5 protein-coding genes are annotated in these 6,669 nt (G+C 69.0%); all 5 read right to left on the bottom strand.

The features are described 5' to 3' along the window. Positions 1–119: 119 nt before the first annotated feature. Positions 120–1,622 carry an L-arabinose isomerase gene (gene araA / locus ACIBMZ_RS27125; RefSeq protein WP_396698557.1) on the bottom strand — a complete coding sequence of 501 codons (1,503 nt, stop codon included), beginning with the start codon at positions 1,620–1,622 and terminating at the stop codon, positions 120–122. A gap of 27 nt (positions 1,623–1,649) precedes the next feature. Continuing rightward, a complete protein-coding gene (gene yjfF / locus ACIBMZ_RS27120; protein ID WP_396698555.1) occupies positions 1,650–2,639 on the bottom strand; it encodes a galactofuranose ABC transporter, permease protein YjfF in 990 nt (329 codons plus the stop codon). Positions 2,640–2,795: 156 nt separating this feature from the next. Beyond that, complete coding sequence (locus ACIBMZ_RS27115; RefSeq protein WP_396698553.1) at positions 2,796–3,860, bottom strand: ABC transporter permease; 1,065 nt, start codon at positions 3,858–3,860, stop codon at positions 2,796–2,798. Then, a complete protein-coding gene (locus ACIBMZ_RS27110) occupies positions 3,857–5,398 on the bottom strand; it encodes a sugar ABC transporter ATP-binding protein (protein WP_396698551.1) in 1,542 nt (513 codons plus the stop codon). The genes ACIBMZ_RS27115 and ACIBMZ_RS27110 overlap by 4 nt, the downstream gene beginning before the upstream one ends. A gap of 186 nt (positions 5,399–5,584) precedes the next feature. Then, entirely contained in the window at positions 5,585–6,589 is a 1,005-nt protein-coding gene (locus ACIBMZ_RS27105) for an ABC transporter substrate-binding protein (RefSeq protein ID WP_396698549.1), read from the bottom strand. Positions 6,590–6,669 lie beyond the last annotated feature (80 nt).

Raw genomic sequence — 6,669 nt, 5'->3', positions numbered from 1 at the left:
GGCGCACCCGGGGCCCCCCCCCCCCCCCCCCCCCGCCCCGGGGGGGGGGGGGGCCCCGGGGGGGGGGCGGGGGGCCCCCCCCCCCGGGGGCCCCCCCCCCCCCACCGCGGGTGCCGAGGTCAGAAGCCCCGGGCGAGGCGGTAGTACGCCTGGTTCCAGCGCAACTCGTCGGCAAACCGGCGAGACTCGGTGTTCGCGTCGATGACGACCAGCTCGGTACGGCTCATCTCGGCGAGGTCGTGCAGCTCCTCCACCCCCACCGCGTGCGAGAGCACGGTGTGGTGCGGGGCGCCGGCGGTGATCCATGCCTCGGCCGAGCCGGCCAGGTGCGGACGGGGCCGCCAGACCGCCCGGGCCACCGGCAACCGGCGCAGCGGCTGCGGCGGGGGTACCACGTCCACCTCGTTGGCGACCAGCCGGAACCGCTCCCCCATGTCCGCCAGGCCGAGCACCACCGCCGGTCCCGGCTCGGCGTCGAAGACCAACCGGACCGGGTCCTCGCGACCGCCGATGCTCAACGGGTGGATCTCCACGTTCGGCTTGTCCGCCGCGATCGTGGGGCACACCTCCAGCATGTGCGCGCCGAGGATCAGCTCCTCGCCCGGCGTCAGGTCGTAGGTGTAGTCCTCCATGAACGAGGTGCCGCCCTGCGCGCCTGCCGACATCGCCTTGAGCGTGTGGACCAGCACCGAGGTCTTCCAGTCGCCCTCGCCACCGAAGCCGTAGCCGTCGGCCATCAGCCGCTGCACCGCGATGCCGGGCAGTTGACGCAGCCCGCCGAGGTCCTCGAAGTTGGTGGTGAAGGCCCGGAACCCACCCGCGTCCAGGAAGGTCCGCATGCCCAGTTCCAGCCGTGCGGCGTACCGCAGCGAGTCGTGCCGCTCACCGCCGGGCCGCAGCTCGGCGGCGACCCGGAAGGTGTCGTCGTACTCCTTGACCAGGTCGTCGATCTGCGCGTCGGCGACCTCGTCGACCACCCGCACCAGGTCGTTGACCCCGTAGGTGTTCACCGAGACGCCGAAGCGCAGCTCCGCCTCGACCTTGTCCCCCTCGGTCACCGCGACGTCGCGCATGTTGTCGCCGAAGCGCGCCAGACGCAGCGAACGCATCGCCGACCAGCCGATCGCCGCCCGGGTCCACGAGCCGACGCGGGTGACCACGCGAGGATCGCTGACGTGGCCGGCGACGGTCTTGCGGGCCACCCCGAGCCGGGTCTGGATGAAGCCGAACTCCCGGTCGCCGTGCGCGGCCTGGTTCAGGTTCATGAAGTCCATGTCGATCTCGTCCCACGGCAGCCGGACGTTGGCCTGCGTGTGCAGGTGCAGCAACGGGGTACGCAGCGCGTCCAGACCCGAGATCCACATCTTCGCGGGCGAGAAGGTGTGCATCCACGCGATGACCCCGACCGCACCCTGCACCGCGGCGTCCCGACAGACCTCCAGGATGTCCGCGCTGGTGGTCAGCACCGGCTTCCAGACCACCCGGGCCGGGATGTGCGGCGAGTCGTCGAGCAGGGCGGCGATCTGACGGGACTGCTCGGCCACCTGCCGGAGGGTGTCCTCGCCGTACATCGCCTGGCTTCCGGTGAGGAACCAGACCTCGGGTTCAGGATGCGTTGCCATGGGAGTTGCCTTCCGCGAGAGGGGCTGTCACTTGTAGCGGATGCCGATGAGGCGCTGGAGCAGGATGAACGCGAAGAGCAGGCCGCCAATTACGATCTTGGTCCACCAGGAGTTGAGGCTACCGTCGAAAGTGATCAGCGTCTGGATCACGCCGAGCACCAGCACACCGAGCACCGTGCCGAAGACATACCCCGATCCGCCGGTGAGCACCGTGCCACCGATCACCACGGCCGCGATCACGTCGAGCTCCATCCCGATCCCGATCAGCGGCGCCCCGGAGAGCGTGTAGAACGAGAGCAGGATCCCGCCGATCGCCGAGCACAGGCCGCTGATCGTGTAGACCGCGATCCGGGTACGCCCCACCGGCAGCCCCATCAGCAGCGCCGACTGCGGGTTGCCGCCGATCGCGTACACGTTGCGCCCCAACCGGGTGTACGCCAGCACGTACGCGCCGACGAGCACCACCGCGAAGGCGACCAGCACGCTCACCGAGACGAAGTTGCCGCCCGGATCGCCGATCCGGTGCTGCGCCATCGTGGTCCAGAAACCGTCGGTGATCCGGATCGACGAGTCACTGATGAACGTACACATGCCCCGGGCGAAGAACATCCCGGCGAGCGTGACGATGAACGGCTGGATGTCGAAGAAATGGATCGCACAGCCCATCAGGAACCCGAGCGTCGGCCCGATGAGCAACGCGATGACCAGCACCGGCAACGCGGGCAGACCCGCCTCGAGCAGCCACGCCGAGACCATCGCGGTCATCGCGACCACCGACCCCACGGAGAGGTCGATGCCGCCGGTGAGGATCACGAAGGTCATCCCCACCGCGACGACGAGGAGGAAACCGTTGTCGATGAAGACGTTGAAGATGACCTGGATGTTGGAGAAGGCACGGTACTGGGACACGCCGATGGCGTACATGACCAGCAGCAGGGCCAGCGTGGCCAGCACCGGCACGTGCCGCCGGGGCAGCCGCGCCCAGCTCGGCCCGGTGGTCAACGACGTACTGCTCATGCCGTCACTCCGCTTCGCTGCGTGCCGCCATGAGGCTCCACCGCACTGAACCGATGATTCGCTCGCATCCGCTCGCTCATGCCGTCACTCCGCTTCGCTGCGTGCCGCCATGAGACCTCATTGCACCGCGCCTGATGATTCGCTCGCTCTGCTCGCTCATGCCGTCACCTCCTCCTTCTGGCGCTGCGGCGTCGAGGCCGGCGGGGGTGGGGTGCCGCGCTTGCGGCGGTTGAACGTGGCGCGGAACGCCGGGGCCTGGATGAGGCAGACCGCGATCACGACGACCGCCTTGAACAGCAACGCCGTCTGCGGCGAGATGTTCATGGCGTACACCGTGGTGGTGAGCGTCTGGATGATCAGCGCGCCGAGGATGGTGCCGCTGAGATAGAACCGCCCGCCGGCCAGCGCGGTGCCCCCGATGACGACCGCGAGGATGGCGTCCAGCTCCACCCAGAGGCCGGCGGCGTTGCCGTCGGCACTGGACACGTTGGCCGTCATCATGAAACCGGCGACCGCCGCGCAGGCCGCGCTGACCACGTAGACCAGGAAGACGATCCGGCCCGACCGGATACCGGCCAACCGGCTGGCCTCCCGGTTGCCGCCCACCGACTCGATGATCATGCCGAGCGCGGTACGGCGGGTGAAGGCCGCGACCAGCAGCGCCGCTCCGAGCGCGATGAAGATCGCCAACGGCAGGGTGAGGAAGTGACCCAACCCGATCGCCCGGTACGGCCCGGAGTTGATCGTGATGATCTGACCCTCGGTGATCAACTGCGCCAGTCCGCGACCGGCCACCATCAGGATCAGCGTGGCGATGATCGGCTGAATACCGATCACCGAGACCAGTACGCCGTTCCAGGCACCGAGGACCAGCGCCACCCCGAGCGCCATCGCCAGCGCGGTCGCCACCGTGACGAAGCTGTTCTGGTCCGGCGCCTGACTGATGTGCAGGCAGGCGATCGCACCGCTGATGGCGCAGATCGACCCGACCGACAGGTCGATGCCGCCGGTGGAGATGACCAGGGTCATGCCGAGCGCGACCAGGATCAGCGGTGCGCTCAGCCGGAGGATGTCGATCGGGGTGCCGTACAGGTGGCCGTTGTTCATCTCGATCGACAGGAAGCCGGGGCGGTAGACCGTGTTCGCCGCCAGCATCACCACCAGGACGGCGATCGGCCAGAACAGCCGGTGCCCGAGCAGGGGCCGGATCCGTTCGCTCATGACTCTGTCCCCTCCCCCGGGGTGCCGCTGGCAATGGTCTGCATGACCCGGTCGGCGTCCACCGTGTCGTCGTTGGTCAGGTGCGCGACCATCTCCCGGTCCCGCATGACCGCGATCTTGTGGCTGAGTCGCAGCACCTCCTCCAACTCGGCGGAGATGAACAGCACCGCCATCCCACCGTCGGAGAGCTGAACGACCAGCTTCTGGATCTCCGCCTTGGCGCCGATGTCGATGCCCCGGGTCGGTTCGTCCAGGATGAGCAGCCGGGGCTCGGTGATCAGCCACCGGGCCAGCAGCACCTTCTGCTGGTTGCCGCCGGAGAGGTTGCGGACCGGCACCTCGGGGTTGGGCGGCCGGATGCTCAACGCCTTGATGTACTTGTCGACCAGTTCGTCCTGTCGACGGCGCGGGATGGGCCGCAGCCAGCCCCGGGCCGCCTGCATGGCCAGGATCATGTTCTCCCGGACCGACAGGTCACCGATGATCCCCTCCGCGCGGCGGTTCTCCGAGCAGAAGCCGATGCCGTGGTCGATGGCCTGCACCGGGTTGCGCAGGCCGGACGCCTTGCCGCTGACCGCCACCTGGCCCCGGTCGGCACGGTCCGCGCCGAACAGCAGCCGGGCCACCTCGGTACGGCCGGAGCCGAGCAGACCGGCCAGGCCGACCACCTCTCCGGCGTGGATGGTCAGGCTGAACGGGGCGACCGCACCCTTGCGCCCGAGGTCGGACACCTCGACGAAGGGCGTGCCGCCCTCCAGGACCGCCAGTTCCCGTCGGGGGTGCTCCTCGATGCGTTCGAGGACGTCGAGTTCTTTGCCGATCATCTTCTCCACGAGCGCGAGCTGCGGCAGCTCGGCGGTCGGGTACTCCCCCACCAGCGTGCCGTTGCGCAGCACGGTGATCCGGTCGGCGATCCCGTACACCTGGTCGAGGAAGTGGGTGACGAAGAGGATCGCGATGCCCTCGTCGCGCAGTTGCCGCATGATCCGGAAGAGCTGTGCCACCTCCCCGGCGTCCAGGCTGGACGTCGGCTCGTCGAGGATGAGCACCCGGGCCTGCACGTCGATCGCCCGGGCGATCGCCACCATCTGCTGCACGGCCAACGAGAAACTCGCGACCGGCGCGGAGACGTCGATGTCGAGCTCCAGGCGGGCCAGCAGCGCCCGGGCCCGCCGCCGGACCTCGCCCCAGCGGACGGCGCCGAAGCGACGCGGCTCCCGGCCGATGAAGATGTTCTCCGCCACCGAGAGGTTGGGGCAGAGATTGACCTCCTGGTAGACGGTGCTGACGCCGGCCGAGGCGGCCTGCATCGGCCCGTTGAAGGCGACCTGCTCGCCGTCGAGCGTGATGGTGCCCTCGTCGATGCCGTAGACGCCGGTCAACACCTTGATCAGGGTCGACTTGCCGGCGCCGTTCTCGCCCATCAGGGCGTGCACCTCGCCGGGGTAGAGCCGGAAGTCGACGTTGTGGAGTGCACGCACCCCGGGAAAGGACTTGCTGATCCCGGTCATCGTCAGGACCGGACGGCTATCCGTCATCCCATCAGATCCTCTTCTGGGTTCTCGCTGGAGGGAAGGGCCACGGAGCCCCCGTGGCGTCCGCCCGGTCAGCCGAGGGGCCGACCGGGCGGACGTGGCACGGGGGTGGCGGGCCAGGCGCCCAGTCCGTCGGGAAATGGGCGACGCGGCGGGGCCGCCACGTCACGCGGCGACCCCGGGCGTCGATCAGTACTTGCGGTTGGGCAGGGCCTCCTTGGCCTGCTCCTGGGTGAAGGTGGTTTCCTCGGTCTCGATCCGCGGCGGCACCTCCTCACCCGCCTTGACCTTCTTGGCCAGGTCCATCAGCTGTGGGCCGAGCAGCGGGCTGCACTCCGCGATGAAGTTGAACTTGCCGTCGGCCAGGGCCTGCATGCCGTCCTTGACCGCGTCGATGGTGATGATGGTGATGTCCTGGCCGGGCACCTTGCCGGCCGCGGTGATCGCTTCGAGGGCACCCAGACCCATGTCGTCGTTGTGCGCGAAGAGCACGTCGATCTTCGGGTGGGCCTTCAGGAACTGCTCCATGACCTGCTTGCCGCCGGCCCGGGTGAAGTCACCCGACTGGGAGGCGATGACCTTGAGCTTGGGGTCGGCGGCGATCGCCTCGGCGAAGCCCTTCTTGCGGTCGTTGGCCGGCGCGGAGCCGGTGGTGCCCTGGAGCTCGACGATGTTCACGTCGCCGCTTGCGGCCTTCTTCTCCTCGACCAGCCACTCACCGGAGAGCCGGCCCTCCTTGACGAAGTCCGAGCCGAGGAAGGTCTTGTACAGCGACGTGTCCGCCGAGTCCACCGCGCGGTCGGTCAGGATGACCGGAATGCCGGCGTCCTTGGCCTCCTTGAGCACCGTGTCCCAGCCCGACTCCACCACCGGCGAGAAGGCGATCACGTCGACCTTCTGCTGGATGTAGTTGCGGATGGCCTTGATCTGGTTTTCCTGCTTCTGCTGGGCGTCGTCGAACTTCAGCTCGATGCCCGCCTCCGCCGCCGACTCCTTGATGGAGTTGGTGTTGGCGGTCCGCCAGCCGCTCTCCGCGCCGACCTGGGAGAAGCCCAGGACGAGCTTGCCGTCGTCACCACCGGCGTCGCCACCGGTGTCGCTGTTACCGCAGGCCGCCACGCTGCCGGCGAGCAGCACGGCGGCGGCGACCGCGATGGCGCGACGACGCGCCATCGGCATTCGCATGTTCCTCATCGGATCTCCTCGAGTGGGTGCGGTTGTCCACGCCGCCCGCCGTGCTGCACGGGCGGCCTGAGTCGGTGGTGCGGATCCTG

Source organism: Micromonospora sp. NPDC049900 (assembly GCF_044461025.1).
In the GTDB taxonomy this organism is placed as follows: domain Bacteria; phylum Actinomycetota; class Actinomycetes; order Mycobacteriales; family Micromonosporaceae; genus Micromonospora.
The sequence above is the reverse complement of the archived record's forward strand: the minus strand, read 5'-3'. Positions and strand labels throughout refer to the sequence as shown.

Excerpts from the sequence above, each read along its gene's own strand:
- yjfF (WP_396698555.1), bottom strand. The coding sequence starts at position 2,639 with ATGAGCAGTACGTCGTTGACCACCGGGCCGAGCTGGGCGCGGCTGCCC.
- ACIBMZ_RS27105 (WP_396698549.1), bottom strand. The coding sequence starts at position 6,589 with ATGAGGAACATGCGAATGCCGATGGCGCGTCGTCGCGCCATCGCGGTC.
- ACIBMZ_RS27115 (WP_396698553.1), bottom strand. The coding sequence starts at position 3,860 with ATGAGCGAACGGATCCGGCCCCTGCTCGGGCACCGGCTGTTCTGGCCG.
- araA (WP_396698557.1), bottom strand. The coding sequence starts at position 1,622 with ATGGCAACGCATCCTGAACCCGAGGTCTGGTTCCTCACCGGAAGCCAG.
- ACIBMZ_RS27110 (WP_396698551.1), bottom strand. The coding sequence starts at position 5,398 with ATGACGGATAGCCGTCCGGTCCTGACGATGACCGGGATCAGCAAGTCC.